Origin of the sequence: Actinomadura sp. NPDC048032, from assembly GCF_040653175.1 — a bacterium.
GTDB classification, from domain to species: Bacteria; Actinomycetota; Actinomycetes; order Streptosporangiales; family Streptosporangiaceae; genus Spirillospora; species Spirillospora verrucosospora.
The window spans coordinates 1-25,658 of the sequence record NZ_JBEZJP010000073.1 but is presented as its reverse complement, the minus strand read 5'-3'; the positions used below and the strand labels follow the sequence as shown (position 1 = coordinate 25,658).

At 72.9% G+C, this 25,658-nt stretch carries 18 protein-coding genes and 1 pseudogene; 11 read left to right on the top strand and 8 right to left on the bottom strand.

Going from position 1 to position 25,658, the window contains the following annotated elements; all coding sequences use genetic code 11:
- The 3 genes and pseudogenes from AB0C69_RS13095 to AB0C69_RS13085 all read right to left on the bottom strand — a co-directional run.
- A pseudogene (locus tag AB0C69_RS13095) lies at positions 1-436 on the bottom strand (hypothetical protein); the annotation flags it as partial.
- 4 nt (positions 437-440) lie between these two features.
- On the bottom strand, positions 441-1,373 hold the full coding sequence (locus AB0C69_RS13090) for a glycosyltransferase family 2 protein (protein WP_345177881.1): 933 nt from the start codon (positions 1,371-1,373) through the stop codon (positions 441-443).
- A gap of 112 nt (positions 1,374-1,485) precedes the next feature.
- A complete protein-coding gene (locus tag AB0C69_RS13085; protein WP_360353142.1) occupies positions 1,486-3,552 on the bottom strand; it encodes a hypothetical protein in 2,067 nt (688 codons plus the stop codon).
- Between the two features lie 125 nt (positions 3,553-3,677).
- Here AB0C69_RS13085 and AB0C69_RS13080 point away from each other — a divergent pair, with 125 nt between their 5' ends.
- The 8 genes from AB0C69_RS13080 to AB0C69_RS13045 all read left to right on the top strand — a co-directional run bounded on the left by AB0C69_RS13080 (position 3,678) and on the right by AB0C69_RS13045 (position 16,243).
- Positions 3,678-4,529, top strand: coding sequence for a TIGR03089 family protein (locus tag AB0C69_RS13080; protein ID WP_345177691.1), 852 nt, complete (start codon positions 3,678-3,680; stop codon positions 4,527-4,529).
- Between the two features lie 117 nt (positions 4,530-4,646).
- The gene (locus tag AB0C69_RS13075; RefSeq protein WP_345177689.1) at positions 4,647-6,068 is read left to right on the top strand and encodes an LCP family protein; all 1,422 of its coding nucleotides are present in this window, start codon (positions 4,647-4,649) and stop codon (positions 6,066-6,068) included.
- A gap of 96 nt (positions 6,069-6,164) precedes the next feature.
- The gene (locus AB0C69_RS13070) at positions 6,165-7,247 is read left to right on the top strand and encodes an acyltransferase family protein (RefSeq protein ID WP_360353140.1); all 1,083 of its coding nucleotides are present in this window, start codon (positions 6,165-6,167) and stop codon (positions 7,245-7,247) included.
- 73 nt (positions 7,248-7,320) lie between these two features.
- Positions 7,321-8,481, top strand: coding sequence for an acyltransferase family protein (locus AB0C69_RS13065; protein WP_360353138.1), 1,161 nt, complete (start codon positions 7,321-7,323; stop codon positions 8,479-8,481).
- A 59-nt stretch (positions 8,482-8,540) separates the two neighbouring features.
- Complete coding sequence (locus AB0C69_RS13060) at positions 8,541-10,754, top strand: bifunctional glycosyltransferase family 2 protein/CDP-glycerol:glycerophosphate glycerophosphotransferase (protein ID WP_360353136.1); 2,214 nt, start codon at positions 8,541-8,543, stop codon at positions 10,752-10,754.
- Between the two features lie 67 nt (positions 10,755-10,821).
- Positions 10,822-14,235: a bifunctional glycosyltransferase family 2 protein/CDP-glycerol:glycerophosphate glycerophosphotransferase gene (locus AB0C69_RS13055; RefSeq protein ID WP_360353134.1), complete on the top strand. Its 3,414-nt coding sequence runs from the start codon at positions 10,822-10,824 to the stop codon at positions 14,233-14,235.
- Positions 14,236-14,261: 26 nt separating this feature from the next.
- Positions 14,262-15,065 carry a hypothetical protein gene (locus tag AB0C69_RS13050; RefSeq protein ID WP_360353132.1) on the top strand — a complete coding sequence of 268 codons (804 nt, stop codon included), beginning with the start codon at positions 14,262-14,264 and terminating at the stop codon, positions 15,063-15,065.
- Complete coding sequence (locus AB0C69_RS13045; protein ID WP_345177676.1) at positions 15,062-16,243, top strand: glycosyltransferase family 4 protein; 1,182 nt, start codon at positions 15,062-15,064, stop codon at positions 16,241-16,243. The genes AB0C69_RS13050 and AB0C69_RS13045 overlap by 4 nt, the downstream gene beginning before the upstream one ends.
- Here the strand turns inward: AB0C69_RS13045 and AB0C69_RS13040 are convergent.
- Positions 16,240-17,730, bottom strand: a complete 1,491-nt coding sequence (locus AB0C69_RS13040; protein ID WP_360353130.1) for a hypothetical protein — start codon at positions 17,728-17,730, stop codon at positions 16,240-16,242. The two genes, AB0C69_RS13045 and AB0C69_RS13040, sit on opposite strands and share 4 nt — an antisense overlap.
- A 123-nt stretch (positions 17,731-17,853) precedes the next feature.
- On the opposite strand from AB0C69_RS13040, the gene AB0C69_RS13035 reads away from it, so the two are divergent.
- Entirely contained in the window at positions 17,854-18,864 is a 1,011-nt protein-coding gene (locus AB0C69_RS13035; protein WP_360353128.1) for a CDP-alcohol phosphatidyltransferase family protein, read from the top strand.
- Between the two features lie 75 nt (positions 18,865-18,939).
- Here the strand turns inward: AB0C69_RS13035 and AB0C69_RS13030 are convergent, their stop codons facing one another.
- Positions 18,940-19,752 carry a class I SAM-dependent methyltransferase gene (locus AB0C69_RS13030; RefSeq protein WP_360353126.1) on the bottom strand — a complete coding sequence of 271 codons (813 nt, stop codon included), beginning with the start codon at positions 19,750-19,752 and terminating at the stop codon, positions 18,940-18,942.
- Between the two features lie 126 nt (positions 19,753-19,878).
- On the opposite strand from AB0C69_RS13030, the gene AB0C69_RS13025 reads away from it, so the two are divergent.
- Entirely contained in the window at positions 19,879-20,562 is a 684-nt protein-coding gene (locus AB0C69_RS13025; protein WP_360353124.1) for a helix-turn-helix domain-containing protein, read from the top strand.
- Here the strand turns inward: AB0C69_RS13025 and AB0C69_RS13020 are convergent.
- The 3 genes from AB0C69_RS13020 to wecB all read right to left on the bottom strand — a co-directional run bounded on the left by AB0C69_RS13020 (position 20,559) and on the right by wecB (position 24,542).
- Positions 20,559-22,649 (bottom strand): glycosyltransferase family 1 protein, encoded by a 2,091-nt coding sequence (locus AB0C69_RS13020; protein ID WP_360353146.1) that lies wholly within the window; start codon positions 22,647-22,649, stop codon positions 20,559-20,561. The two genes, AB0C69_RS13025 and AB0C69_RS13020, sit on opposite strands and share 4 nt — an antisense overlap.
- Positions 22,650-22,735: 86 nt before the next feature.
- Entirely contained in the window at positions 22,736-23,476 is a 741-nt protein-coding gene (locus tag AB0C69_RS13015; protein WP_360353122.1) for a hypothetical protein, read from the bottom strand.
- Positions 23,469-24,542, bottom strand: coding sequence for a UDP-N-acetylglucosamine 2-epimerase (non-hydrolyzing) (gene wecB / locus AB0C69_RS13010; protein WP_360353144.1), 1,074 nt, complete (start codon positions 24,540-24,542; stop codon positions 23,469-23,471). Before wecB ends, AB0C69_RS13015 begins: the two co-directional genes overlap by 8 nt.
- A 53-nt stretch (positions 24,543-24,595) precedes the next feature.
- Between wecB and AB0C69_RS13005 the strand changes: the two genes are divergently transcribed.
- On the top strand, positions 24,596-25,658 hold a 1,063-nt coding region (locus AB0C69_RS13005), incomplete at its 3' end, for a glycosyltransferase (protein ID WP_360353120.1).

The following is a 25,658-nucleotide window of genomic DNA, read 5'->3' as shown; positions in this document are numbered from 1 at the left end:
GGAGCGGCAGCTCGACGCCGGAACCGGCCAGGACGATCTTCGTGCCGGCATCCCGCGCGGCGGTCACCAGGGCGGTCGACGGCGCCACCACCGGGGTCCGGCCCCGGAGCCCGGCGAGGATCCCCAGGTAGGACGGCACCTGAACGGTGCTCAGCACGACCAGGACGACCAGGTCGCACTCGCTCAGCGCGCGGCCGGTGCGCCACCAGCCGTCCGGGCGGCGCCAGTCGAGCCGGCGCCGGGTGCCGGGGAACGGGTCCCCCTCCGGCTCGGAGATCGTCTGCTGGCCGGGGTACAGGAACGAGGGGTACTGGGCCCGCCACGACTCGATGACGACGTCGTGGCCCGCCGCCGCCAGCCGGTGCGCCAGCTCGGTGGTGTGCCGGGCGCCGCCGCCCTTGTAGGGGAACGCGGGCCCGACGATCGCGACGCGCATGCCGCTAGACGTCGCCGCGCGAGCGGACGATCAGGTCGGCCAGCAGCGCCAGCGACGCGATGATCAACCCCGTCACGAAGATCATGATGGTGTTGTTGGCGAAGTAGCCGAAGTGCACCACCATGTCGAACACGCCCTTGAGCAGGCCGATCACGATCAGCCACAGCGCGGGCGGCATCAGCACCTTGAGCGGGTTGAAGTACATCACCATCCGCAGCACCTGCAGGATGTAGCGGTAGGCGTCCTTGGTGAAGTGGAACTTCGACTTGCCGGCCCGCTTGGCGTAGTCGATCGGCACGTACCGCACCGGGTGCTGGTTCGACAGGAACGCGATGGTGATCGTCGTGACGCAGGAGAACCCGGGCGGCAGCAGCCGCAGGTACGGCAGCGACACCTCGCGGCGGAACGCGCGCAGCCCCGAGTTCAGGTCGGGGATCTTCGTGTTGGTGAGCCGCTCGGCGACCTTGCGGATGAACCACTTGGCGGGCACCCGCAGCGCCTTGTGCGTCCCCTCCTCGGTGGTGCGCGCCCCGACGACCTGGTCGACCGCCGGGTCGGAGTCGAGGAGCTCGACCAGCTCGGGGATCCGGTCGTTCGGGTAGGACATGTCGGCGTCGGTCCACACGACGATGTCGCCGCGGGCCTGCTGGGAGCCGATGCGCCGGACGGTGCCCGAACCGCTGTTGTGCTGGAACGCCATGATGCGCATGTTCGGGAAGCGGGGCGCCGCCTCCTCCAGCCGGGCGAGCGTCGCGTCCGTCGAGCAGTCGTCGACGGCCAGCAGCTCGTAGGTCTTGCCGCTGGCGTCCATCGCCGCGCAGATGCGCTCGACCTCGGCGATCACGTGGTCCTGCTCGTTGTAGCAGGGCAGGACGATCGTGACGTGCACGGCGTCGGAGGCGGCCGGCGGACCGGGCGCGGGCGCCGGCTCCGGCACGGGCGCGGACTCGGACGCGGGCTCCACATCGGCGGGCGGATGGGGCTTCGGCTCGACAGACTGGGTGCTCACGCAGCGCGAGGATACTCGCCCCGGCGCGCATCGGCGGCCACTACGCCCCCGCGGGCTCGGCCGCCCACACCTCCATGGTCAGCCCCCAGGTGCCGCCGGGCGGCCCGGTGAGCGTGCGCCCGTCCTGCCGCGTCACCAGGTGCAGCACCCGCCGCGCCGGCCCGTAGGGGGCGACCTGCTCGGGCCTCGCCGCCATGATCACCGGCCGGCGCCCGGCCCGCCGCGCCCCGGCGGCCACGCGCCGCACGTCCTCGGGCGACGCGGAGCCGGTCGTGCGCGCGGCGGGCAGCCCGCACTCACCGCGGACGACCTGGAGGAACCGGTCGGCGGTGGCCTGCTCGACCATCACGACGGAGGCGCGCGCGGGCAGCGCCCGGCACAGTCCCTCCACGGCGGCGACCTCGCCCTGCTCCGTGCGGGTCACCAGGTAGCCGCCGGACGTCAGCAGGATCGGCACCAGCATCAGCACGAAGCCGGCGACCGTTCCCGCCCGCACCATCCTCGGCCCGTAGCCGAGCCGCCGGACGCGCTTGACGGTCCAGGCCGACGCGAACACCGCGAACAGCAGCAGGCCGGGGATGACGAGGCCGATCAGCCGGCGGGACGCCCACGGGTGGTCGGGCGTGATGCCGGGACGCACCAGCACCTGCGCGGTCGTCCAGACGACCATCGCGTAGGGCAGGAGCCATTCCGGCGACTGCCCGCGCAGCAGCCGCCGCACCAGCAGCGCCGCGCCGAACGTCGCGAACAGCAGCGCGGGGACTCCGATGTACCAGAGGACCCAGTACAGCGACAGCTCGGAGTACTGCCGGGTGCCGTCGACCGGGATGTCCTGGATCTTCTGGATCATCTCGATGAACCGGACGTTCATCGCGTCGTCGCCGGTCGCGGGCGGGCGGCGGACGGTCTGCACCAGCGGCCGGAGCGCGAAGCCCGCCATGACCAGCACGGTGAGGACGGCGGCGGCGCCCGGCAGGCGGCCGCGCGCGACCGCCGCGCCGGCGCGGCGCAGCCGGGTCCCCACCCGGTCGCGGCGCAGCGCCACGACCATGACGACCGTCGCGGCCAGCACGGCCGCGGAGATGGCCGCCAGCGGGACGAGCGAGCCCCGCAGGTAGGAGAGGTAGGGCCGGGACATCGTGAGGCCCTCGACCACGCCGGCGCCCGCTCCGAGCAGCAGGCCGCCGGCCGTCCAGTAGCCGGTCGCCCGTCTGCGCGCGATGAGCAGTCCCGCGAACGCCACCACCGGCAGGACGTCCCGCAGCCCGTCGATGCGGACGAGCACGATCAGCCCGAGCGCGGCCCCGCCGAGGAGCGCCTTGGCGCCGGCGACCCGGCCGTCGGCGGGCTCCCGGCGGACGTCGTACAGCAGCGACAGGCCGCCGAGCAGCAGGACGATGGCGGGCAGCTCGCTGAAGGCGTTGCGGGAGACGTAGAGCATCGGCAGCGTCAGCGCGAGGAGCAGCGCCCCGGCGGGGGCCCAGCGGGGGCCGACGAGGCGCGCGACGAGCCCGGCGAACGACAGCACGCAGCACGCGCCGAGAACCGGGGCCGCCAGCACCATCCCGTGGGCGCCGCCGACCCATCCGGCGGGCGCCAGGACCAGCGGCCACCCCGCCATGAACTGCGGGACGACGGCGCCGCCGTCCTGGTAGAAGGCGGGGCTCGCGAAGGCCAGGGCCGCGTCCGGGCCGCCGAACGCCCGCTCCGACAGCGGGATCGGCAGCGATCCGTGCTTCGCCAGCCACATCGCGAACTGGACGTAGGACGCGGGGTCGCGGCGGACGACGATCTGCTCGGAGCACATGACGACCTGGAGCACCAGGAACGCGGCGGTGACGGCGAACACCGACCACACCGGCCGGCGCCGCACCGCGTCCAGGCCGCCCGGGGCGTTCAGGCTCCCCGGGCGCCCGCCGGGGGCGTCCCCGGGCCCGGTCCGCAGGCCGAGCCACAGCACCAGGGCCGCGACCGGCACGAACAGCGCGACCGCCGGGGCCGGGCGGAAAACGCCCGCCATCAGCAGCGGCAGCGACACCGCCAGCCAGGCGACGAGGACCAGCGCCGGGACCGCGGTCGCCCGGACGAGCAGCCGACCAGCGTTCATGATTCCGCCCCGGGCTCGCCGTCGGGGCGCGCGCCCGCCACTGTTCCGTCCTTCACCCGTGCGGAGCGTAGCGCCATCGGCGGGATGGCGGCGCCAGGACGATCATGCGGGCATACGCTCGGACCATGAGCGCACATGCCGGGGCCGCGGACACGCCCGCGGAGCTGCTGCGGCGGCGGGTCGCGGACGACCCGTCCCGCCCGCTGGTCACCTTCTACGACGACGCGAGCGGCGAGCGGGTCGAGCTTTCCGCGCGGACGTTCGGGAACTGGGTGGCGAAGACGGCCAACTTCCTGGTGGACGGCCTCGCCGCCGAGCCCGGCACCCGCGTCGTCCTGGTCCTGCCGCCGCACTGGCAGACCGCGGTGTGGCTGATGGCCTGCTGGTCGGCCGGTCTCGTCGCCGAGCCCGTCGATCCGGAGGACTTCGGCCGCGGCGGCGCCGAACCGGCCGGGGCGTCCGAGCCGTACATCCTGGCGGTGGCGCAGGAGGTGCTGGACGACGTGCTCGCGGACGAGGTGCTCGCAGGAGGGGCCGAGGAGATCGTCGGCCTGTCGCTCCACGCGCTCGGCGGCCCGCTCGCCGACTGCCCGCCCGGGGTGACCGACTACGCGGCGGAGGTGCGCGCGTACGGAGACAGGTTCGCCCCCGGCCCCGGGGCGGATCCGGAGGCCCCCGCGCTGAGTGTGACAAAGGCCACATTCAGCGCGGCGGAGCTGGTGGGCGCGGCACGCGGGGCCGTTGAGAAATGGGAGCTGGACGCACGCGACCGGCTCCTGGTTGACATGTCCTTCACCACACTCGACGGGGTTCTGGCCTGCCTGCTCGCACCACTAGCCTCGGGTGCTTCCGTCATAATCCAACGAAACTTTGACAAAGCCGCCCTAGATCGTCGCCTGACCCTGGAGCATGTGACGGTGGTGGCCGGTACTTCCGGACCGAATGACGAATCCGGCTCCGTGTACCGCCTCCCCTGACCTACGCTTCCCTTTGCCCTCGTCCCGTCCGTTCGAACCATGAGCCACGGGCCGGCCCCATAGCGGGGACGTCCCCCGGACCCCCGGAACCGCCCATACCCCCGGACCTCGGAGCCGATGAACAGCAACCCGATGTACATGGAGTACGTCGACGACGCCGACCCGCAGCCGGCGCCGCGACGCGGCTGGCGCATCCTCGGCTGGGTGTGCATCGGACTGTCGGCGGTCATGGTGGTCGGCTCTCTCACCGCCTACGGCCTGTACCGCCAGGCGTTCGGGAACATCTCGCACGAGGACGTCAACGCCCAGCTCGGCCCCAACCGGCCGAAGAAGCTGAACAGCGCGATGAACATCCTGATGCTCGGGTCCGACACGCGTGAGGGCTCGAACGCCAAGTACGGCCGCTCGATGAAGAACGAGGTGCCGCGCTCGGACACGATGATCCTGCTGCACCTGTCCCCCGGCGGCGGCCAGGCGATGGGCATCAGCTTCCCCCGCGACCTGATGGTCCGGATGCCCTCCTGCAAGAGCCGCAAGGGCGGGGTGGTCCCGGCGCAGACCCGCGCGCAGATCAACTCGTCGTTCAGCAACGGCGGCGCGGCCTGCGTCATCAAGACGATCGAGAGCATCTCCAACATCCGCATCGACCACTTCATGCAGGTCGACTTCAACGGGTTCAAGGCCATCACCAACGCCGTCGGCGGCGTCCCGGTGTGCCTTCCCAAGGATGTCAACGACCCCAAGTCCAAGCTGAAGCTGACCGCGGGCAAGCACAAGATCAAGGGAGAGACGGCGCTCGCCTACGTGCGGGTGCGGCACGGTCTCGGCGACGGCTCCGACACCGACCGCATCAAGCGCCAGCAGAAGTTCATGGGCTCCCTCGCCGGCCAGGCGATGAGCGCGGGCGTGCTCAGCAACCCGCGCCGCATGCTCCAGCTGATGAACGCCGTGACCAAGTCGCTCACCACCGACAAGGAGCTGACGCCGCAGGTCATGATGGACATCGGCAAGGAGATGCAGGGCATGACCACCGGCAAGCTGCGGTTCGTGACCGTCCCGTCCGGGCCCGACCCGCTGGACCCGAACCGGGTGGCGCTCACCCCCGCGGCCCAGCCGTTCTTCTCCGCCGTCCGCAATGACAAGACCGTGCCGAAGGAGCCCAAGCCGGGCGCCACGAAGATCCCGCCGAGCCAGGTGCGCGTGCGGGTCTACAACGGCAGCGGCATCGACGGCCAGGCCGGGCGCGTCGCCAGCGACCTGGAGTCGCAGGGCTTCCAGGTCACCGTCGGCGGGAACGCCCCCTCGCCCACGACCACCACGCAGGTGCTGTACGGTGCCGGTGCCGACCAGCAGGCGCAGACCCTGACCGCGCTGATCCCGAGCAAGCCGCAGGCCGCGGCGCGCACCACGGGCGGCACGCCGGGCGTCGTCGACCTGATCGTCGGCCAGAACTGGACGAACCTGAAGAGCGCCGGCGCCGGCATCCCGAAGCAGCAGGGTGAGATCCGCGCCAGCGACGACATCTGCAAGGAGACCTGACCGGGCAGCCGTATGACTTACACCACCAGGCCCTCGGAGGCCGACGCGGCACAGCGAACCGAACGGCCGCCGTCCACGGAACCCGCGGCGCCCCCCTTGGCGGGGGCGCCGGAAGCCGCGGGCGCCGCCGCCTCCGGAAGCCCGGCCCCGCAGGGCCCAGGCCCCGCGCGCAAGGTCCGCGACCCGTTCTTCGACAACGCCAAGTACTTCGCGATCCTGCTGGTGGTGGCGGGGCACTCCCTGGCCAACCTGCTGAACGTCCCGATGGCCAAGGGCCTCTACCTGTTCATCTACCTGTTCCACATGCCGCTGTTCATCGTGATCACCGGCTACTTCTCCCGGAACTGGACGTTCGCCGGCGGCAAGGCCCGCAAACTGATCACCAACGTCGGGGTGCCGTACGTGGTGTTCGAGTTCGCCTACTCGATCTACGACTGGCTCGCGGGCCGCAACCACCTCGAGATCAGCCTGCTGAACCCGTACTACCTGACGTGGTTCCTGTGCGCGCTGTTCATGTGGCGGCTGTCCACCCCCGTCTGGCAGCAGATCCGCTGGCCGCTCGCCGTCGCGACCGTTTTCGCCCTGCTGTCGTACATGAGCGACCTCGGCGGGACGTTCGACATCCACCGGGTGATCGGGCTGCTGCCCTTCTACGTTCTCGGGCTCTCGCTGAAGCCGCAGCACTTCGAGCTGCTGAAGAAGCCGATCGCCCGGCCGATCGGCGCGGTGGTGCTCGCCGCCGGGCTCGCCGGCACCTACCTCGTCATGGACCACATGTCGCGGGGCTGGATCTACTGGAAGCACCCGAACTTCGAACTCCACGTCGGCAACCTCACCGGCACCGTGGTGCGGATCGCGATGTTCGCCGCGGCGGTCGTCTTCGTCGCCGCGTTCCTCAGCCTCATCCCGCGCGGGCGGTACTGGTTCACCTCCCTCGGCTCCTACACGCTGTACGCCTACCTGCTGCACGGGTTCGTGACCCGGCTGCTCAACTTCACCGGCTGGTGGGACGCCGACTGGATGCACACCCCGACCGGGGTGGTCATCGTGGTCGCCGGCGCCCTGGTGGTCGGAACGTTCCTGTGCTCCAAGCCCGTCGTGCGGACGATGAGCTGGGCACTGGAGCCGAAGATGACGTGGGTCTTCACACCTCTGAGAAGGCCCGCCCGCTCCCGCTGACGCTCGTCCCGCTCCCACGCTCCTACTCCCGCTCCCCGCTCCCCGCTCCCGCAGTACCCGACCCCCCGGAGATATGTCCGACGTCCTCCCCACCCCGCCATCCGCCACGGGCAGTGCGCCTTCCGCCACGGGCAGTGCGCTCGCCCTGCCCGAGGCGCCGCCCGTCCCCGCTCCCCGCCCCGCGCCCGACCCGGCGGCGCCGCCGAAGCCGGCGCCCCGCCCCCGGGACGCGTACTTCGACAACGCCAAGTTCTTCACGGCCGTGCTCGTCGTGGTCGGGCACTTCTGGTCCCAGTTCGGGGACAGCCGCGCGGCCCACGCCGCCTATGTCGTGCTCTACGCCTTCCATATGCCGGTCTTCGTTTTTATTTCCGGCTATTTCTCCCGGGGATTCATGCGCTCGACGGACAAGTTCCGCAGCGTTCTCCCCACGCTCGTCGTCCCTTATGTGATATTCATCCTGCTCTACCGGGCGCAATTGATCCTCATCAATGGAGTGCAGTTCCGGCTGAGCGAGCTCTTCCGGCCGCATTTCCTGATGTGGTTCCTGGTGGCGCTCGTGTTCTGGCGGCTGAGCGCGCCGCTGTGGGGGCACCTGCGTCATCCGGTGGCCGTCTCGGTCGCGTTCTGCCTCGTCGGCGGGAGCTGGGCGTTCACCGCCGACTCCACGCTCAGCCGGACCGCCGGACTGCTGCCGCTCTTCGTCCTCGGGCTGACCGTCGACCCGCGGCACGTGCGGCGGCTGCGCGCCGGATGGGCGCGGTGGGCCGGGCTCGCCGTGCTGGCCGCCGCCCTCCCCGTCGCCTACGTCTGGGAGCTCGGCACGGTCGTCCCGAGGATCGACAGCGGTCTGCTCTACTGGAACCAGGGTTACGATGCCATGGGGTTCGGCACCATCGAAGGCATGATGTGGCGGCTTGTAGCCCTTGCCTTCGCCGTTCTCCTCGGTGCCGCCTTCCTCGCGTGCATCCCGCGCGACCGAGCCTGGTACACCGAGATGGGGACGCGGACCATGTACGTGTACCTGCTGCACGGCCTCGTCATGAAGACGTTCGACTACACCGGCGTGCTGGACGAGCCCGTCCTTCACGAGCCGTTCGGCATCGTCTCGGTCACCGTGGCCGCCGCCGCGCTCGGCGTCGTCCTCGCCACCGCCCCCGTGCGGCGGGCCACCCGATGGGCGGTCGAACCCGACGCGCGGTGGCTCCTTCGACCCGCGCCCGCCAGGACCTGAGGTTCAACCCCGACCTGTGGGTATAGTCCAGAATCACCGAGTAGTTGATTGGCCTTCGCGTGAGCTCTGATCACGATATTTCCCTGAGCATCATCGTGCCCGTGCACAAAGTGCAGGGGTACATCCGGCAATGCCTTGATTCGATCCTTGATCCGGATCTTCCCCATCTTGAGGTCATCGCCGTCGACGACCACTCGCCGGACGGCTGCGGTGAGATCCTCGACGAGTTCGCCGAGCGCGACCCGCGCGTCAAGGTCCGGCACCTCGCCGAGAACGTCGGCCTCGGCCGCGCCCGCAACATCGGGCTCGACATGGCGACCGGCGACTACGTCTGGTTCTTCGACAGCGACGACTACGCGACCGAGGGCGCCGTCCGCGCGATCTGCGACCGGCTCGCCGAGACCCGCCCCGACGTTCTGGTCTTCGACTACGCCCGTGCCTACTGGAACGGCAAGGTCAAGCGCAGCATCATCAACGACCTGTTCCGCGAGCCCCCCGCGCCGGACGTGTTCACCCTGGCGGAGCGGCCGAGCGTCCTCGAGATGATGATGACGGCGTGGAACAAGGCGATCCGCCGCGAGTTCCTGCTCGACCTCGGGCTGCGCTTCAGCGGCGGCTACTACGAGGACGTCAACGTCACCTACCCGATCCTGATGGCCGCCGAGCGCCTGAGCCTGCTGGACCGGGTCTGCTACATCTACCGGCAGCGCCGCCGCGGAGCGATCACCAAGACCGCGAGCGCCAAGCACTTCGACGCGTTCGCGCAGTACGACCGCATCTTCGAGTTCATGGACGGGATGGGGGCGAAGGCCGACCCGTTCCGCACGCTGATGTTCAACCGGACGATCTGGCACCTGCTCGTCATCATCGAGCGGCCCGACCGCGTCCACGAGTCGGAGAAGGCGCGCTTCTTCGCGGAGATGTCGAAGACGTACAACAGGTACGAGCCGGCGGGGCACGTCCCCCCGGACGACAAGCCGTTCCTCGCCGACAAGCACCGCATGATCAAGGCGGGCGACCACCGGGGCTTCGAGCGGGTCCGCGCCGCCGAGGCCAAGGACAAGGCGCGGGGCCGGGGCGGGAAGGCCGCCAAGCTCCGCAGGCGCGGCGTGCTGCTGGGCAAGGAGCTCGCCAAGGAGCGCTACTACCAGATGCAGCGGCGCCTCCCGATCGAGGAGGACCTCGCCGTCTTCGCCGCGTACTGGTACCGCGGGTACGCCTGCAATCCGGCGGCGATCTACGAGAAGGTCCGCGAGCTGGCCCCGGACGTCCGCCCGGTGTGGGTCGTCAAGCCCAGGGCCCGCAGGACGATGCCGGAGGGCGTCGACTACGTCGTCGCCGGCTCCGCCGAGTACTACCGGACGCTGGCCCGCGCGAAGTACTTCGTCAACAACGTCAACTTCCCCGACAACTACGTGAAGCGGCCGGGGCAGGTGCACATGATGACGCAGCACGGGACGCCGCTGAAGAAGATGGGCCTCGACCAGATGGAGTATCCGGTCGGCGCCAACGACATGGACTTCAAGGCCCTCATCGCCCGGTCGGACCGCTGGGACTACCTCGTCTCGTCCAACCCGCTGTCGACGGAGGCGTGGGAGCGCGGGTTCCCCTGCGACTACGAGATGCTGGAGATCGGCTACCCGCGCAACGACCGGCTCGTCGCCGCGGACGAGGACGAGCGCACCCGGCTGCGCGCGGAGCTCGGCGTCCCCGCCGGCGCGACCGCGATCCTGTACGCGCCGACGCACCGCGACTACCAGCGCCGCTACACCCCCATGTTCGACATCGGGCGGGTCGCGGAGGCGCTCGGCGAGGGGCACGTGCTGCTGCTGCGGGCGCACTACTACTACAAGATCAAGAACATGGCGGCGGACCTGGGCTGGCCGGAGGGCCGGGTCATCGACGTGTCCAGGCACCCGTCCGTCGAGGACCTCATGATCGCCTCGGACGCGCTGCTCACCGACTACTCCTCGGTGATGTTCGACTACGCCAACCTCGACCGGCCGATCGTGATCTACGCCAACGACTGGGAGACCTACCGGCTCACCCGCGGGGTCAACTTCGACCTGACGGCGACCCCTCCCGGCGTCGTCGCCGCGACCGAGGCCGAGCTGGTCGAGGCGTTCACGTCGAGGGCGGCGTGGGGCGACGCCGCCGCGAAGGACCGCGCGAACTTCAGGGCGCGTTTCTGCCCGTGGGACGACGGGCAGGCGGCCGAGCGCGCCGTGCGCCGCATGTTCCTCGGCGAGAAGATCCCGAACCCGCCGCAGTAGGCCCCGCGCCGGGCCCGCCGCGGCGCCGTCCGGCGCACACCCCCGTCACGCCGAAGGAGTGGGTCGCTTGCCCTCCAGCAGGATCAGCGTCGTCGTGCTCGCGCACGGAGCCGGAGAGTCGCTCGGCGGCACCCTCGCGTCGATCGCGGGCCAGTCGCACGCGGACCTGCGGGTCCTGGTGATGGACGACGGCGCGGGCGCCGCCGCCGGGGCCGTGCTGCCCGACGAGCGCTTCCGCGTCGTGCGGCGGGGCGCGCTCAGCCGGGGCACGGCGCGCGGCCTCGGCGCCGCGGAGAGCGACGGCGACTTCCTGCTGTTCGTGGACGGCGGCGACGAGCTGCCGGCGGAGGCCCTCGCGTCGCTGGCCGCGGCGCTGGAGGCGTCCGGCTCCGACATCGCGCTCGGCCGCGAGGCCGTCCGCCGCGGGCCGGAGCGGGCGCCGGAGTGGCGGCCCGCCGAGCCGTCCCTCGCCCCGGCCACCGGCACGGACGTGCGGCGCACCCCCGATCTCGTCCGCGAGCGCGGGGTCGGCGGGAAGCTGTTCCGGCGGTCGTTCTGGACGTCGCACGGGCTGGAGTTCCCCGACCTCGGCCGCTACGACGACCTGCTCCCGGCGGTGCGGGCGCTGCACCTCGCGGAGGGCGTGGACGTGCTGCCCGGCGTCGTCCTGCGCCGGCGGGGCGAACGGTTCCCCGCCACGACGGAGGCGCAGGAGATCGCGGACGGGTTCGGCGCCGTCGCCCTCGCGGTCGCCTGGCTCGGCGAGCACGGCCACGCCCGGTCCCGGCGGCGGCTCCAGGCGCTCGCGGCGGCCGAGGAGCTGCGGGTGTTCCTGGACGCGCTGCCGGACCTGCCCGGCGACGAGCGCGAGCAGGTCGTCGCGCAGGCCGCCGCGTACGCGTCCGAGCTGCCCGCCAAGCTGCTCGCCGGCGTCCCGGCGCTGACCCGGCTGAAGTGGCATCTCGCCGCCGCCGGGCGCACGAGCGAGCTGGTGAAGGTCGTCCGGTACGAGCGGGGGAAGGCCTCGCCGTCGATCGTCCGCGACCCGCTGCGCCGGTACGTCGTCTACCCGTACTGGAAGGACGCCGAGGTCGGCGTCCCGCGCGAGGTGTACCGGGCCCGCGGCGAGCTGGGGATGCGGGGCCGGGTCCACGCGGTCGGCTGGGACGGCGACCGGCTCACCGTCACCGGCGAGGCCTACATCAACTCCGTCAGCATGCGGCGCCGCTGGACGTCGGTGAAGGCGATCACACTGCGGTCCGGCGGCCGGAGGATCCTCGCACGGGCCCGGCAGGCGCCGGCGCCCGGGAAGCGGTCGGGCTGGTCCGGCTTCGCGTTCGCCCTCGACGCGGCTCGTCTTCGCGACCGCAGGAAATGGGTCGAGGGGGTCTGGTCGGTCGAGGCGTCGGTGCTCAACGCGGGCGTGTTCCGGCGGGGGCCGCTGCGCGGCGGCGGCTCCGGCAGCGGCGCGCATCCGCCCTACCGCTACGTCGCCGACGACGTGCGCGTCGTCCCGCGCATCGAGGACGGCCGCCTCGTCATCGAGGTCGAGCGGGTCCGGTCGGCGGCGGTCGCGCTGTCCTGGGACGGCGGCACGCTCGTCGTCGAGGTGAAGGCGGACGAGGCGCCGGACGGCCTGTCGCTGACGCTGGGCGACGACCGCGTCGACGTGCCGGTCACCGCGTCCGGCGGCCGGTACGTCGCCCGCGTCTCCCCGGAGTCCCTCGAAGGATCCCCGCCGCCGGAGGAGGAGATCGACGACACCCGCGACTGGACGGTCCGGGTCGCGGGCCGCCCCCTGGTGCTCGCCGAAGGGGTCGAGGACGTCCGGCGGACGTTCGGCCCGCTGGAGGTCGCCGCGGGCCGCGGGCCCGGCGGCTACCTGCGCGTCCGGCGCACCACGGCGCGGCTCTCCGTCGACGCCTGCGCCTGGCGGCCGGACGGGCCCCTCGTCCTGACCGCTGCGCATCCCGCGCACGCCGGTGGCCAGATCGTGCTGCGCGGCCGATGGCACCGCAAGGAGTACGCGTTCGACCTCGTCCCCGATCCGGCGTCGGGGCGCCTGCGCGGGGAGATCCCGGTCGCGGCCGTGCCGGGCGTCGCGGGCGTCCTGCCGCTGCGTCCCGGCCGCTGGGACGTGCTGTTCCGGCCCCCGGGCGGGCGGGCGCTGACCGTCCGGCTGTCGGCGGAGGCGCAGGACGGCCTGCCCGGGCCGCTGGAGGTGGCACGGCGCGGCTACGCCCTGGAGGCGCGCGACGGGCTGCTCGCCGTGGCGGTGACGGGCGACGTGCCGCCGGAGGAGAAGAGCGCCGGCGCCAGGTACCGGGAGGAGGCGCGCCGCCGAGCCGACCGCGACGGGCTGCGCGACGCCGTCCTGTTCTCGTGCTTCAACGGGCGGCAGTACTCCGACAGCCCGAAGGCCGTCCACGAGGAGCTGATGCGCCGGGACTCCGGCCTGGAGCAGCTCTGGGTCGTCAACGACGCGCAGGTGGAGCTGCCGGACACGCTGCGGCCCGTCCGGCTGCACGGCAGGGAGTGGCACGAGGCGCTCGCCGCGTCCCGCTACATCGTGACGAACCACCGGCTGGGCGACGCGTTCCGGCGGCACCCGGACCAGGTCGTCCTGCAGACCTGGCACGGCACGCCGCTGAAGAAGATCGGCGGGGACATCAAGGAGGTGCACTTCGCCTACGCGCCGGGCATGAGGAAGGCGCTCCAGTCGCGCGCGAAGGACCCCGGGCCCTCCCTGCCCGAGTGGAGCCACCTGCTGTCCCCCAACCCGTTCAGCACGGAGATCTTCCGTCGCGCGTTCGCGTTCAAGGGGGAGATGCTGGAGGTCGGCTACCCCCGCAACGACCTGCTGTACAGCCCGGAGGCCGACGCGGTCGCCGCGCGGGTCCGGGCCCGGCTCGGCATCCCCGAGGGCAAGCGGGTCGTCCTGTACGCGCCGACGTGGCGCGACGACCAGTACTACAGCCGGGGCCGCTACCGGTTCGACATGCGGATCGACCTGGAGCGGGCCCGCGCCGCGCTCGGCGACGACCACGTCCTGCTGGTGCGGCTGCACACCAACGTGGTGGACGGCGTCCGCGAGGACGGCCACGGCTTCGTCCGCGACGTCTCGGCCTATCCCGACGTCACCGAGCTGTACCTGATCTCCGACGTGCTGATCAGCGACTACTCGTCGGTGATGTTCGACTACGCCAACACCGGCCGGCCCATGCTGTTCTTCACCTACGACCTCGCCGACTACCGCGACCGGCTGCGCGGCTTCTACTTCGACTTCGAGGCCGAGTCCCCGGGGCCGCTCGTGGAGACCTCCGACGACCTCATCGAGGCGGTCCGCGACGCGGAGTCCGCGATGGACGGCTATCGCGACCGCTACAAGGACTTCGTCGCGCGTTTCTGCCCTCTCGACGACGGGCATGCCGCCTCCCGTGCCGTCGACCGCGTCTTCGGCGCGGACGGCACAGTCCGGTAAGCGTCATCGGGGAAGGCGACTGGGCCGTGACCACGGTTCCCGACCGTTGTGAGAAGTCGGACGCCCGCGGGGTGGCCGACCATTGCAGGGTCGGCGCGGACGACGCCCTGCGCATCCGCTGGCCCCGCCCGGCGGCGGAAGGCGAGCGGATCGTCCTGCGCCACGAGAGGTCCGGGGAGGTCCGCGCCGGGCCGCTCTCGGACGACCGGCGCTCCGCCGTCCTCACGGTCGCGGGGCTGGCGCCCGGCACGTGGGACGTCCTGATCGGCGCGGACCGCCCCCTGGTGACCGACGATCCCGGGTTCTCCTTCGACGGCCTGCGCGAGTACGCCGGACGGGCACGGGACCGGGCCGTCCGCGTCGTGCGGCTGCCGGACGGGCGGGCCGTGCTCGACGTCCGCGAGGTCGTCCCGCACGCCGAGGTCGAGGAGGTGCACCCGCTCGACGGCGAGATCGGGATCACCGGATGGCCGGCCTACGCCGGGCCGCACCCGGGCGGGGCCGCCCGGCTGGTCGCGGTCGCGCGCGAGGGCGGCGGCAGGGAGACGTGGAGCGCCCGGCTCGACGGGACCGGGTTCGACGCCCGCCTGGACGTCCGCGCGTTCACCCGGTGGGAGCCTTCCCTGTGGGACCTCTGGCTCGACGCGGGCGACGTCCACGCCCGCCTCGCCACGTTCCTCGACGACGCGCCGGGCAAGCTCGGCACGCTCTCCTACCCCCGCCAGGTCGTCGCGTCCCGCGGCCGGCGGATGAGCGTGCGGCCGTACTACACGCTGAGGGACGGGCTGGCGGTCGCCTGCCATCTCCTCCCGGAGGACGCCGGCCCATGAGGATCACGTTCCTGCTGCTGGAGGCCTGGACGATCGACGGCACGGTGCGCAGCACCTTCACGCTCGCCGACGAGCTGTCCCGCCGCCACGACGTCGAGATCGTCAGCGTGCGGCGCACGGCCGACCGGCCGGTGTTCCCGCTGTCGGGCCGGGTCAGGCTGCGCTCCCTGGTCGACGTCCGGCCGGGCGCGAAGGCCGCGTGGCCGCACGCCGCGCGCGCCGGGCGGCTCATGGACGAGCCGAGCCGGATGGTCCATCCCGAGGAGCGCAGCTTCTCCAAGTACTCCGCCTGGACGGACGAGAGACTCGCCCGCTTCCTGCGCCGGCCGCGCACGGACGTGCTGGTCACCACCCGCGCCGGGCTCAACCTGATGGCGGCGCGGCTGGCGCCGGCCGAGGTCGTCGTGGTCGGGCAGGAGCACCTCCAGCTCGGCATCAACGACGCCGGGATCCTCGCCGAGATCGAGGAGGGGTACCCGCGGCTGGACGCCCTCACCTGCCTGACGGCCGCCGACACCGCGGACTACGAGCGCCTGCTGCCCGCCGGCTCGTGCCCCGTCCACACGATCGGCAACGGGCTGCCCCCTCGGGTGCATCCGCGGTCGCGGCAGGAGAACCGGGTGGTCGTGGCGGCGGGCCGGATCGTCTGGATCAAGGGGTTCGACCTGCTGCTGGACGCGTTCGCGAAGGTCGTGGAGAAGCATCCGCGGTGGCGGCTGCGCGTCCACGGCGAGGGGCCGCGCCGCGAGGAGATGCGCCGCCGGGCCACGCGCCTCGGCCTCTACAACCACGTGCGGATGCTGGAGCCGGCCCGCGACATGGAGGGCGAGCTGGCCAAGGCGTCCGTCCTCGCGCTGCCCTCGCGCGCCGAGCCGTTCGGCATGACGATCATCGAGGCGTTCGCGTGCGGGCTGCCGGTGGTCGCCTTCGACTGCCCGCACGGGCCCCGCGAGATCATCACCGACGGGGCGGACGGGCTGCTCGTCCCGCCCGGGGACTCCGGCGCGCTCGCCGAGACGCTGATCCGGCTGATCGACGACGAGGAGCTGAGGCGCGCGATGGCGGCGAACGCCGTCGCGTCGGCCGAGCGGTTCGCCGTGTCCGCCGTCGCCGCGCGCTGGGAGCGGATGCTCGCCGGGCTGCTCGCCGCCCCGCGCCGCGACACCGGGCGGCGCTAGCCGGACTCGGCTTCGATCTTCGCCCGGGCCGCCGGCCGGGACTCCTCCCGCGGCGCGGGCACGCGCGGCGGGCGGCGCGGCGGGAACAGCGCCAGCCCGAGCGCGACGCACGCGAACGGGACGGCGGGCATGACGTAGCGGTAGTCGAAGTCGGCGGTCGCGGCGGGGATCACCAGCAGCGCCAGGCTCGTCCCCCACGGGAGCAGCGCGCCCGCCGTCCAGTGCCGGACGGGCCGGGCGAGGCGCCACCGCCCGTTCGACCGCGCGTGGGGGACGGCCCCGGCGAGCCCGCCGAGGAGCAGGACGCCGAGGATCGTGCCGGGCATGACCAGGTGGTCCTGGTAGGCGAGGACGACCCCCGACCACGGCCGCACGACCCGGGTCTCGCCGTCGCCGCCGTACCGCCCGGCGAGGCGCGCCTGCCTGTCGCTCCACGCCTCGCCCTCGGGGAACTCGTACTGGAGCCACGTCCACGGCGTGGGGTACGGCTGCCGTCGCCAGGCGAACGCCCGCAGGGTGTCGCGGACGACGACCTCCGCGTAGCCGGCGGGCTGCGCCTTGATCGCGGCCCAGGCGAACTCGCCCGCGAGCCGGTTGCCCTCCTCGCCGTAGACCCAGCCCGGGATGCGGCGGAACGGGGAGTCGGGCGTCCACATGACCGAGAACGACCGGGAGATCCGGGGGTCGCTCCGCTTCGGGCACATGATCGCCAGCTCGGGCCGGGGCCTGATCACCCGGCAGTCGGCGAACGCGGCCGTGCGCCCGTACAGGAACACCTGGTCGGCCTTGGCGAGCTTGTACTGGCCGTACTCCGCGTGGAACCAGACCATGTAGCCGGCGACGGGCAGGACGAAAGCGAGGGCCGCCGCCGCGCAGGCCGTCCGGCCCGCCCTCCTGACGAGCATCGCGAGGAGGACCAGCGCGATCAGCGGCAGTCCCGCCGTCCGGGTGAGCGTCGCGCACGCCGTGAGCACCCCGGCCAGGGCGCCGAGCCACCAGGCCGGCCGGCGACGCCACAGCACGGCCGCCACCGCCGCGAGCAGCAGGAACGCGAACAGCGAGTCCGACATGAGCATGTGCTCAAGGGCGATCTGGTGCGCGGGGATCAGCACCGGTACGGTCAGCAGCGCCGCGGCCGCGCCGGGCAGCCACACCCGCCACGGCTTCCCGTCCTCGACGGGCAGGGCCGCCCGTCCCGCACGCCAGACCAGGGCGTAGACCAGCACACCGGTCAGCACCCCGACGGCGTGCTGCACGGAGACCATCAGGCCGAAACTGTGGAAGGGCTTGAGCAGCCACAGCAAGATCGGATATCCACTGGGACGCGTCGGGTCCGGCCGGAACTCGACCGCGGCCTCCAGGTACCCGGGCGAGTCACCGAACCACAGGGGCGCCGGATAGGCGAGGACGGTGACGGCCCGGATCCAGACCGCGACGGCGAGCACTCCGGCGAACGGCAGGTGGGGAGCGAGGGGACGCACGCGCATTCTGCGTCCCTTACCCGCGACGCTGATCGTCATGTGACCGGACGATCACGATCCGGGAGATCCCCGGTGACCGGAACCGGACAGCCGATACGATCAGACCGCTCCGCGAACGAAAGGAACCCCATGGCGAACTTCACGCTCGACGACGTTCGGCAACGGACGTACAAGGCGCGTGACGCCTGGTGGACCGTGCTGCTGGTCGACCCGCTGGCCGCCAGGCTCGTCAAGTTCACGGCGAACAGGACGCGCGTGACGCCGAACCAGCTCACCGTCGGCGCGCTCGTCCTCGGCCTCGCCGCCGGCGCCTGCTTCGCCGTCGCGTCCTGGCCGTGGCTGCTCGCCGGCGCGCTGCTGTACCACCTGTCGTTCACCCTCGACTGCATGGACGGCAAGGTCGCCCGGCTGAAGGGCACCGGCTCGGTGTTCGGCGCCTGGCTCGACTACATCTTCGACCGCGTCCGCGTCCTGGCCTGCGCGATCGCCCTGATGGCCGGCCAGTACGCCGCCACCGGCAACGTCGCCTACATCTGGACGGCGCTCGCCGTCGTCTTCCTCGACATGCTGCGCTACATGGACGCGCTGGAGATCTACAAGGTCCGCTCGCAGATGCGGACCACCCTCAGCGCGGCACGCGAGGAGGCCCAGGCGCTCGAACTCGCGGCCCGCCGCGCCAACGGCGACCTGGTGGAGGCCGACGAGGACCTGCGCTCCGCGGAGGCGCTCACCGAGGACCCCGAGGCCGACGCGGAGAACCGCGTCGTCGGCGACGACCCCAACGCCGCCGTCCTCCAGGCGGGCTTCAACCAGCGCTTCCCCTGGTACGCCCGCATCCGCAACGTCCTGATGGCGGGCCGCATCCGCCCCCACCTGATCAGCGGCATCGAGTTCCAGATGGGCGTGTTCATCGTCGCCCCGATCGCCGCCGCGATCGTGCCGGGCGCCATCATCCCCGTGGTGGTCCTCAGCGGCGTCGGCCTGCTGGCCTTCGAGCTGATCATCATCTACAAGTTCTGGCTCTCCAGCCGGGACTACAGCCGCAGCCTCGCCAAGCTCAACGCCAAGATCGAGTCCCACCGCGCCGAGCTTCCCGCCGAGCCCGCCCAGGCCGGCGCGGTCGTCGGCAGCTCCGGCTGACCCGTACCGCCGGAAAGGTCCCCGCGGCGGCGCCGCGGGGACCTTTCTCTCTGGACGGCCCTCCCGAGCCGTCCTTCACCCGGCGCGGCGGCCCGTCATCAGGAGGTACTCCCAGTCCATGGACAGGGTCGGCCCTCCCCGGTCGTGGTCGCGGGCCAGGCCCGCGAGGGCCTCGTCGAGCGCCGCCACCTTGTCCGGGTCGTCCGCGATGCGGTCGTAGACGCTGATCGTGGGCCCGTAGCGGCTCTTGAAGTAGTCGCGGAAGTCGCCGGGCTTCTCGAACAGGTCGACCCGCAGCGCCCCGCGCCGGAAGGCGGCGTCCGCGACGCGCTCCCCGAGCAGCGCCCGGACGTGCTCCGGGCTCCCCCACAGCGGCGGCGGCTGGGCCCCCGGCGGTGGCGGCGGCGCGTAGGGCCTCATCACGCCGAACATCCGGCCGACGAACCCCTCCGGCGTCCAGTTGAGCAGCCCGATCGTGCCGCCCGGCCGGCAGACGCGCACCAGCTCGTCCGCCGCGGCCTGGTGGTGCGGGGCGAACATGACGCCCACGCACGACAGCACGGCGTCGAACTCCCCGTCCCCGAACGGCAGCGCCTCCGCGTCGGCGACCCGCCACTCCAGCTCCGCGCCGCGCCGCGCCGCCGCCTCCCGCCCGGCGTCGAGCAGTTCCGGCGTCAGGTCGCTCGCCACCACGTCCGCGCCGGCCAGCGCCGCCGCGATCGCCGCGTTGCCCGCGCCCGCCGCGACGTCCAGGACCCGCTGCCCGCGCCCGATCCCGGCGGCGCGGACCAGCGCGGCCCCGAGGTCCGGGATCACGTCCTCCGCGAGCGCCGGGTAGTCGCCCCTCGCCCACATCGCCCGATGCGCGTCCTTCACCGCGTCCGCCATGGCCTTTCTCCCCTCGTGTCCCCTTGTGGCTTGGAGGTCCACGCTAGGAACCGGCCGGGCGCGCTCCCAGTACAGGATCTGTACCGGCCCTGGCCGACGGCGCCGCGGCCGCCTAACCTGCCCGTCATGGGGGCTTCGTACTACCAGTTCTGTCCCGTCGCCAAGGCGATGGAACTGCTCGACGAACGCTGGACGCTGCTGGTCGTCCGCGAACTCCTCGCGGGGAGCGAGCGCTTCAACGAGGTGCGGCGCGGCGTGCCGCGCATGTCGCCCACCCTCCTGGCCAAGCGGCTGAACCAGCTCGTCCGCGCCGGGGTCGTCGACAAGCGGGACGACCGCTACGTCCTGACCCCGGCGGGCGAGGAGCTGCGCCCGGTGGTGGAGGCGCTCGCCATCTGGGGCGTGCGCTGGATCGGCGAGCTGGGCGAGCGGGACCTGGACCCGAAGCTCCTGCTCTGGGACCTGCGCCGGCACGTGGACGCCGGCGCGGTGCCCGAGGGCCGGACCGTGGTCCTGTTCCGCTTCCCGGACGTCCCGGCCCACGACCGCCACTGGTGGCTGGTCCTCACCCCCGGCACGGCCGACGTCTGCGACACGGATCCCGGCCACGAGGTCTCCGTCACCGTGACCGCTCCCCTGCGCGCCCTGGTCGGGATCTGGCGCGGCGACCTGGCCTGGGCCGACGCCCTGCGCGCCGGGACGGTCGAGGTGCAGGGGCCTGAGCACCTGCGCCGCGGCGTCCCGACGTGGTTCACCCTTTCCCCCTTCGCCGCCGTCCCCCGCCCCGCCCGGACGGAGGGAGCGGCCTAGCCGGTGAGGAGGTCCGTCCATTGGCGGCAGACCTCGTCCAGGCCGTAGGCGGCCTTCACCTGGGCGCGGGCCTGCTCGGCGTCGTCCGGCCAGCGGCCCAGCGAGACCGTGGTGGCGATGGACGCGGCCATGGCGGAGGTGTCGTCGTGGATCCAGCGGCGCTCGTAGATGGTCTCGGCGCCGGGCCAGGGCAGCAGGGCCGGGACGGCGCCCGAGGCCATGCCCTCGGCCGGCGCGAGATGGAAGCTCTCGTCGTCGCTGGTGGACAGCACCCAGCCGATGCGGCGCAGCCAGGAGGCCACGTCGCGCCCGTAGGAGTCGAAGACGACGCCGCCCGAGAGGAGGCGGGAGCGCCGGATGCGGCGGAAGACCTCCTCGTAGTGGGCCCGTTCCTCGTCCTTCTGCCAGATCCACCAGTACTCCCAGGGGAGCTTGGACTTGACGAAGAGGGTGAAGCGCGGGTCGTCGCGGCGGAGCTCCTCGACCACGTCGAGGGCCAGGTCCAGGCGCTTGCGGGACGGGGCGATGCCGATCATCCCGAGGTGGTGCTCGGCGCCGGGGAGCTTCGCGCGGTCGAGCTGCGCGTCGTCCACCCAGTTCGGGACCGTGACGACCTTCTCGGCGGGCCAGCCGGTGATCTCGCGGGTCAGCGCGTCGTAGTGGGGGCTGACGCAGACGACGCGGTCGACGGCGCCGATGTCGAGCTGCTTCGGCCAGCCCGCGTACAGCTCGAACCGGTGCAGGCGCACGACGAGGCGCTGGTCCGGGCGCTTGCGCCGGGCGAACCAGAGGGCGTTCGGGCCGCACCACTCGCAGACGATGACGTCCGCCCAGTCGACCAGGGCCTGGCTGCGCTCCTCGTCGTGGGCCTTCAGCGCGGCCCAGTGGTCGACGCGGACCTCCAGGTCGGGACGGGAGCGCAGGTAGTCCAGCAGGCGGGAGAAGAACTTCAGGTCGTGGCCCGCCACCCCGACGCGCAGGCGGCGCCCCTTCACGGCGAGGACCTTCTCGGAGGGCTCCGGGAACGCCTGAGCCAGGTAGCCGCGCAGGCGGGCGGCGGCCGCGTCGAGGGTGAACTCCGCCGCCGCCGCGCGGCAGCGGTCCGCGGCGAGCGTGAAGATCTCCGGGTTCTTGCCGATGAGCGTCAGGGCGTCGAGCACGTCGTCCTCGGTGGCCGCGAACAGCGGGTAGTCGGTCCCGAGGAGCCGTTCGTGCATCGGGGTGCGGTTGAGGACGACCGGGACGCCGAGCGTCCCGCACTCCAGCACCTTCGTGGACAGTTCGAGGCTGGCGTCCATGGAGGCGTCGCGCCAGGACAGGCCCACGTCGCCGGCGGCGGTCAGGCGCATCGCCTCGGCCCGCGGGTGGCCGCCGTGCCAGACGACGCCCTCGCCCGTCTCCAGCGCGGTCCTCATCCGGGACGCGAAGCCGGGATCGGACGGATCATCGTGGATCTTGTCCCCGACCATGTGCAGTTCGGCGTCCACGCCGCGCATGGCCAGCAGGCGCGGGAGGGACGTCATCTCGTAGGTGTTCCACCGGGGCGCGAACTTGCCGGTGTAGACGAGGCGGAGCGGGCCGTCGGAGGGGCCGGGGCCGCGCGTCTCCAGGCCGTCCGGGAGCACGACGACCGGCGGGAACAGCACGCTCTTGCCGGCCGTCGCCGGGACGGCGCTCTCCAGGAACCCGCGCAGCTCCTCGGTCTGGCAGAGCAGGACGCGGGAGGCGTCGGCGATCCGGCGCAGGTCGCCCTTGGCGGAGGCGGTGAACTCCGCGGCCGACTGCGGGACGTCGGTGAGGTACGTCCAGAGCCGCCCGGCCATCGGCCCGGCGGCGAGCTTGCCCGCGAGGATGCGGCCGCGCACCACGACGAGGTCGTGCGGGTCCTCCTCGTCGACGCGGGCGAGCACCCCGGCGGCCTGCCGCGCGGCCATGCCGGCGGGGCCCTCGAACAGTCCCTCGGCGTGCGGGCTGCGGACGGTGACGCCGGGCAGGGCGCGCAGCGGGTCGACGAGCCGGCCCGTCCGGACGGGCGCCTTGAGGACCAGGGTCACCTCGCAGCCGGCGCGGGCCAGGGCCTGCACCATGCCCTGGGCCCAGATGGCCGACCCGTCGATGATGTTGAGGTCGACGTCGCCGTAGACGAGGGCACGTGGTCGCACGGTGGTTCCTTTCAACGGGCCGGACTCGTGGTGGCACCGCTCGTCGCGGCGGGGCCCCCACCGGCGTCCGGCGACGGCGCCGGGTCGAGGAGGCGGACGAGCCCGGCGGGCGCGGTGGCGGTCGCGTCCCAGTGCAGGGACGCCAGGGTGGCGGGCGGCGCCTCGCCCCACAGGACGAGCGGGAGCGAGCGGGCCGCGGCGATCCGGCGGATCTCGTGCAGCGCCAGATCGCGGTCGTACATGCCGGGGACGCCCAGGTAGGCCCACGGCCCGCCGGGCTCGCCGGCCGCCGCGTCCACCACGAGCGCGTCCACGTCGGCGGTCTCGAGGGCGATCGCGGCGTCGTGCGGGTAGAGGGCGACGACCCTGGCGTGCCCGGCGAGGACGGCGGCCGTGCCGGGCGCGAGCACCCCCGCGATGATCGGGACGTCGCAGGGCCCCGCGACGAGCAGCCGGTCCTCGGGCCGCTCGACCCGGTCGGGCTGGACGCCGCCGCCGGTCGCGCGCGCCGCGGCCGAGACCGGGGAGCTGCGCTTGCGCCAGAGCCGGTACAGCTCCCGCGGCAGCCGCTTGCCGCGCCTGGGGTTGCGCGCCGCGCCCGCGACCAGCCGCCCGAACTGGACGGCCGTGGAGGCCTCCAGGGCCGCGAGCCGCTTCTCCATCTCGTCCAGGCGCGCCTCCCGCTCGCGCAGCGTGGACTTCAGCCGCCCGAGCTGCTGGTAGGCCTTGGCGTTCTTGTCCTCGTCACTCACCCAGGAACTCCATGATCACTTCGGCGATGCGGGGGCCGGCGTGGCCGTCCCACAGCGGGGGCCTGCGCTCGCCCGCGGCCGCCGCTCCCCCTTCCAGGCACTTGCGGACCCCCGGCACCAGCTCCTCGAACGTGACGAGCCGGTTCGTGCCGTGGGTGATCGTGATCGGCCGCTCGGTGTTGGGGCGGACGGTCAGGCACGGCACCCCGAGGATCGTCGTCTCCTCCTGGAGGCCCCCCGAGTCCGTGACGACCGCCGCCGCCCCCCGGACGGCCGCGATGAAGTCGATGTACCCGAGCGGCTCCAGGATGTGCACGCGGTCGTGCTCGTCCAGCCCGGCGGCCAGCAGGTTCGCCCGCCCGCGCGGGTGGACGGGGATGACCAGGTCGGCGAGGTCGGCGACGCCGTGCAGGCGCCGGACGAGGGCCGCGGCCGTCTCCGGCGCGTCGACGTTCGCGGGCCGGTGCATGGTCGCGAGGACGTAGCGCTCCGGCAGCCCGTGCGCCGCCCGCACGGCGGCCGTGTCGAACTGGTCCAGGTTGGCCAGCAGCGTGTCGATCATCGGGTTGCCGACCAGGTGCGCCCGCTCCACCGCGACGCCCTCCGCGGCCAGGTGGCCGATCCCCTCCGGGCTCGTGACCAGGCACAGCGCGGAGAGCTGGTCGGTGATCCTGCGGTTGACCTCCTCCGGCATCGTCATGTCGAAGCTGCGCAGCCCGGCCTCCACATGGGCGACCGGGATGTGCAGCTTGGCCGCGACGAGGGCGGCGGCGATCGTCGAGTTCACGTCGCCGTACACGATGACGAGCGCGGGTGAACGACCCGTGAACTCCTTCTCCAGCCCGATCATGAGCGCGGCGGTCTGCTCGGCGTGGCCGCCCGAGCCGACGCCGAGGTTGACGTCGGGCTCGGGAAGCCCGAGCTGGTCGAAGAAGATCTCCGACATCCGCGCGTCGTAGTGCTGGCCGGTGTGGATCACCGCCTGCTCGGCGCCCGCCGCGGCGAGCGCCGATATCACCGGCGCCGCCTTGACGAAGTTGGGCCTCGCCCCGAGGACGTGCACGATGGGTGCCAACACAATTTCCCTTCTGTTCATCGGGGTTCCCTACCGTCCGGCCTGTGGCCGACGAACCCGTGAAGAAAACCGTCTACCTGGCCGGACTCGCCTGGCGGCAGCTCCGCGACGACCCCGGGAGGGCGTCGCGGCTCGCCGTGCGGCTGGCCGCCCGGACCCCGCTCGGCGCCCGGCTGCGGCGCTCCCGCCTCGTCGTGCCGAAGCCCCGGGACGTGGGACGCGAGACGCGGGACCTGCGGCTCCTGCTCGCCGAACCCGCGCCCACGCGTGCGCGACGGGCCGTCCAGGGCACGACCGTCCTGCAGTTCGTGACCAACGCCCTGCCGCGCACGAACGCGGGTTACACCGTCCGGACGCACCGGATCGCCCTCGCCCAGCGCGAGATGGGGCTCGATCCCCACATCGTGACCCGGCTCGGATACCCGCTCAGCCAGGGCATCGCCGACGGGCGGGCCCGCGTGGACGTGGACGGCGTCCCCTACCACCGGCTGCTGCCGTGGTTCCCGCGGACGGATCCGCGCGACACCGTGGCGAAGAGCGCCGACCTCGCCGGAGGGCTGGTCGAGGAGCTGAGGCCGTCCGTCCTGCACGCGGTCAGCAACCACCTGAACGCGGCCGTCGCGCTGGAGCTCGGACGCCGCCACGGCGTCCCGGTCGTGTACGAGGTGCGCGGCTTCCTGGAGGACTCCTGGCTGTCCCGCGACCCCGCGCACCGCGAGGACGACGAGTTCTACCGGCTGACCCGCGAGCTGGAGACCCGCCGGATGGCCGAGGCGGACGCGGTCGTGACGCTCGGCGAGGCGATGCGCGCGGAGATCGCCTCCCGCGGCGTCCCCGCGGAGAAGATCTTCACGGTGCCGAACGGGGTGGACGAGGCGTTCCTCGCGCCGCTCCCGGACGGTTCCGGCCTGCGCGAGCGGCTCGGGATCGACCGCGGCGCCACGGTCGCCGGCCTGACGTCGTCGTTCTACGGCTACGAGGGCATCGACACGCTCATCGACGCCGCCGCCCTGCTGCGCGAGCGGGGCGCTCCGGTCACCCTCCTGCTGGTCGGGGACGGCCCCGAGCGCGGCGCGCTCGAACGGCGCGCGGCCGAACGCGGCGTCC

Excerpts from the sequence above, each read along its gene's own strand:
- AB0C69_RS13085 (WP_360353142.1), bottom strand. The coding sequence starts at position 3,552 with ATGAACGCTGGTCGGCTGCTCGTCCGGGCGACCGCGGTCCCGGCGCTG.
- AB0C69_RS13080 (WP_345177691.1), top strand. The coding sequence starts at position 3,678 with ATGAGCGCACATGCCGGGGCCGCGGACACGCCCGCGGAGCTGCTGCGG.
- AB0C69_RS13075 (WP_345177689.1), top strand. The coding sequence starts at position 4,647 with ATGAACAGCAACCCGATGTACATGGAGTACGTCGACGACGCCGACCCG.
- AB0C69_RS13065 (WP_360353138.1), top strand. The coding sequence starts at position 7,321 with ATGTCCGACGTCCTCCCCACCCCGCCATCCGCCACGGGCAGTGCGCCT.
- AB0C69_RS13045 (WP_345177676.1), top strand. The coding sequence starts at position 15,062 with ATGAGGATCACGTTCCTGCTGCTGGAGGCCTGGACGATCGACGGCACG.
- AB0C69_RS13040 (WP_360353130.1), bottom strand. The coding sequence starts at position 17,730 with ATGCGCGTGCGTCCCCTCGCTCCCCACCTGCCGTTCGCCGGAGTGCTC.
- AB0C69_RS13035 (WP_360353128.1), top strand. The coding sequence starts at position 17,854 with ATGGCGAACTTCACGCTCGACGACGTTCGGCAACGGACGTACAAGGCG.
- AB0C69_RS13030 (WP_360353126.1), bottom strand. The coding sequence starts at position 19,752 with ATGGCGGACGCGGTGAAGGACGCGCATCGGGCGATGTGGGCGAGGGGC.
- AB0C69_RS13025 (WP_360353124.1), top strand. The coding sequence starts at position 19,879 with ATGGGGGCTTCGTACTACCAGTTCTGTCCCGTCGCCAAGGCGATGGAA.
- AB0C69_RS13020 (WP_360353146.1), bottom strand. The coding sequence starts at position 22,649 with ATGGTGCAGGCCCTGGCCCGCGCCGGCTGCGAGGTGACCCTGGTCCTC.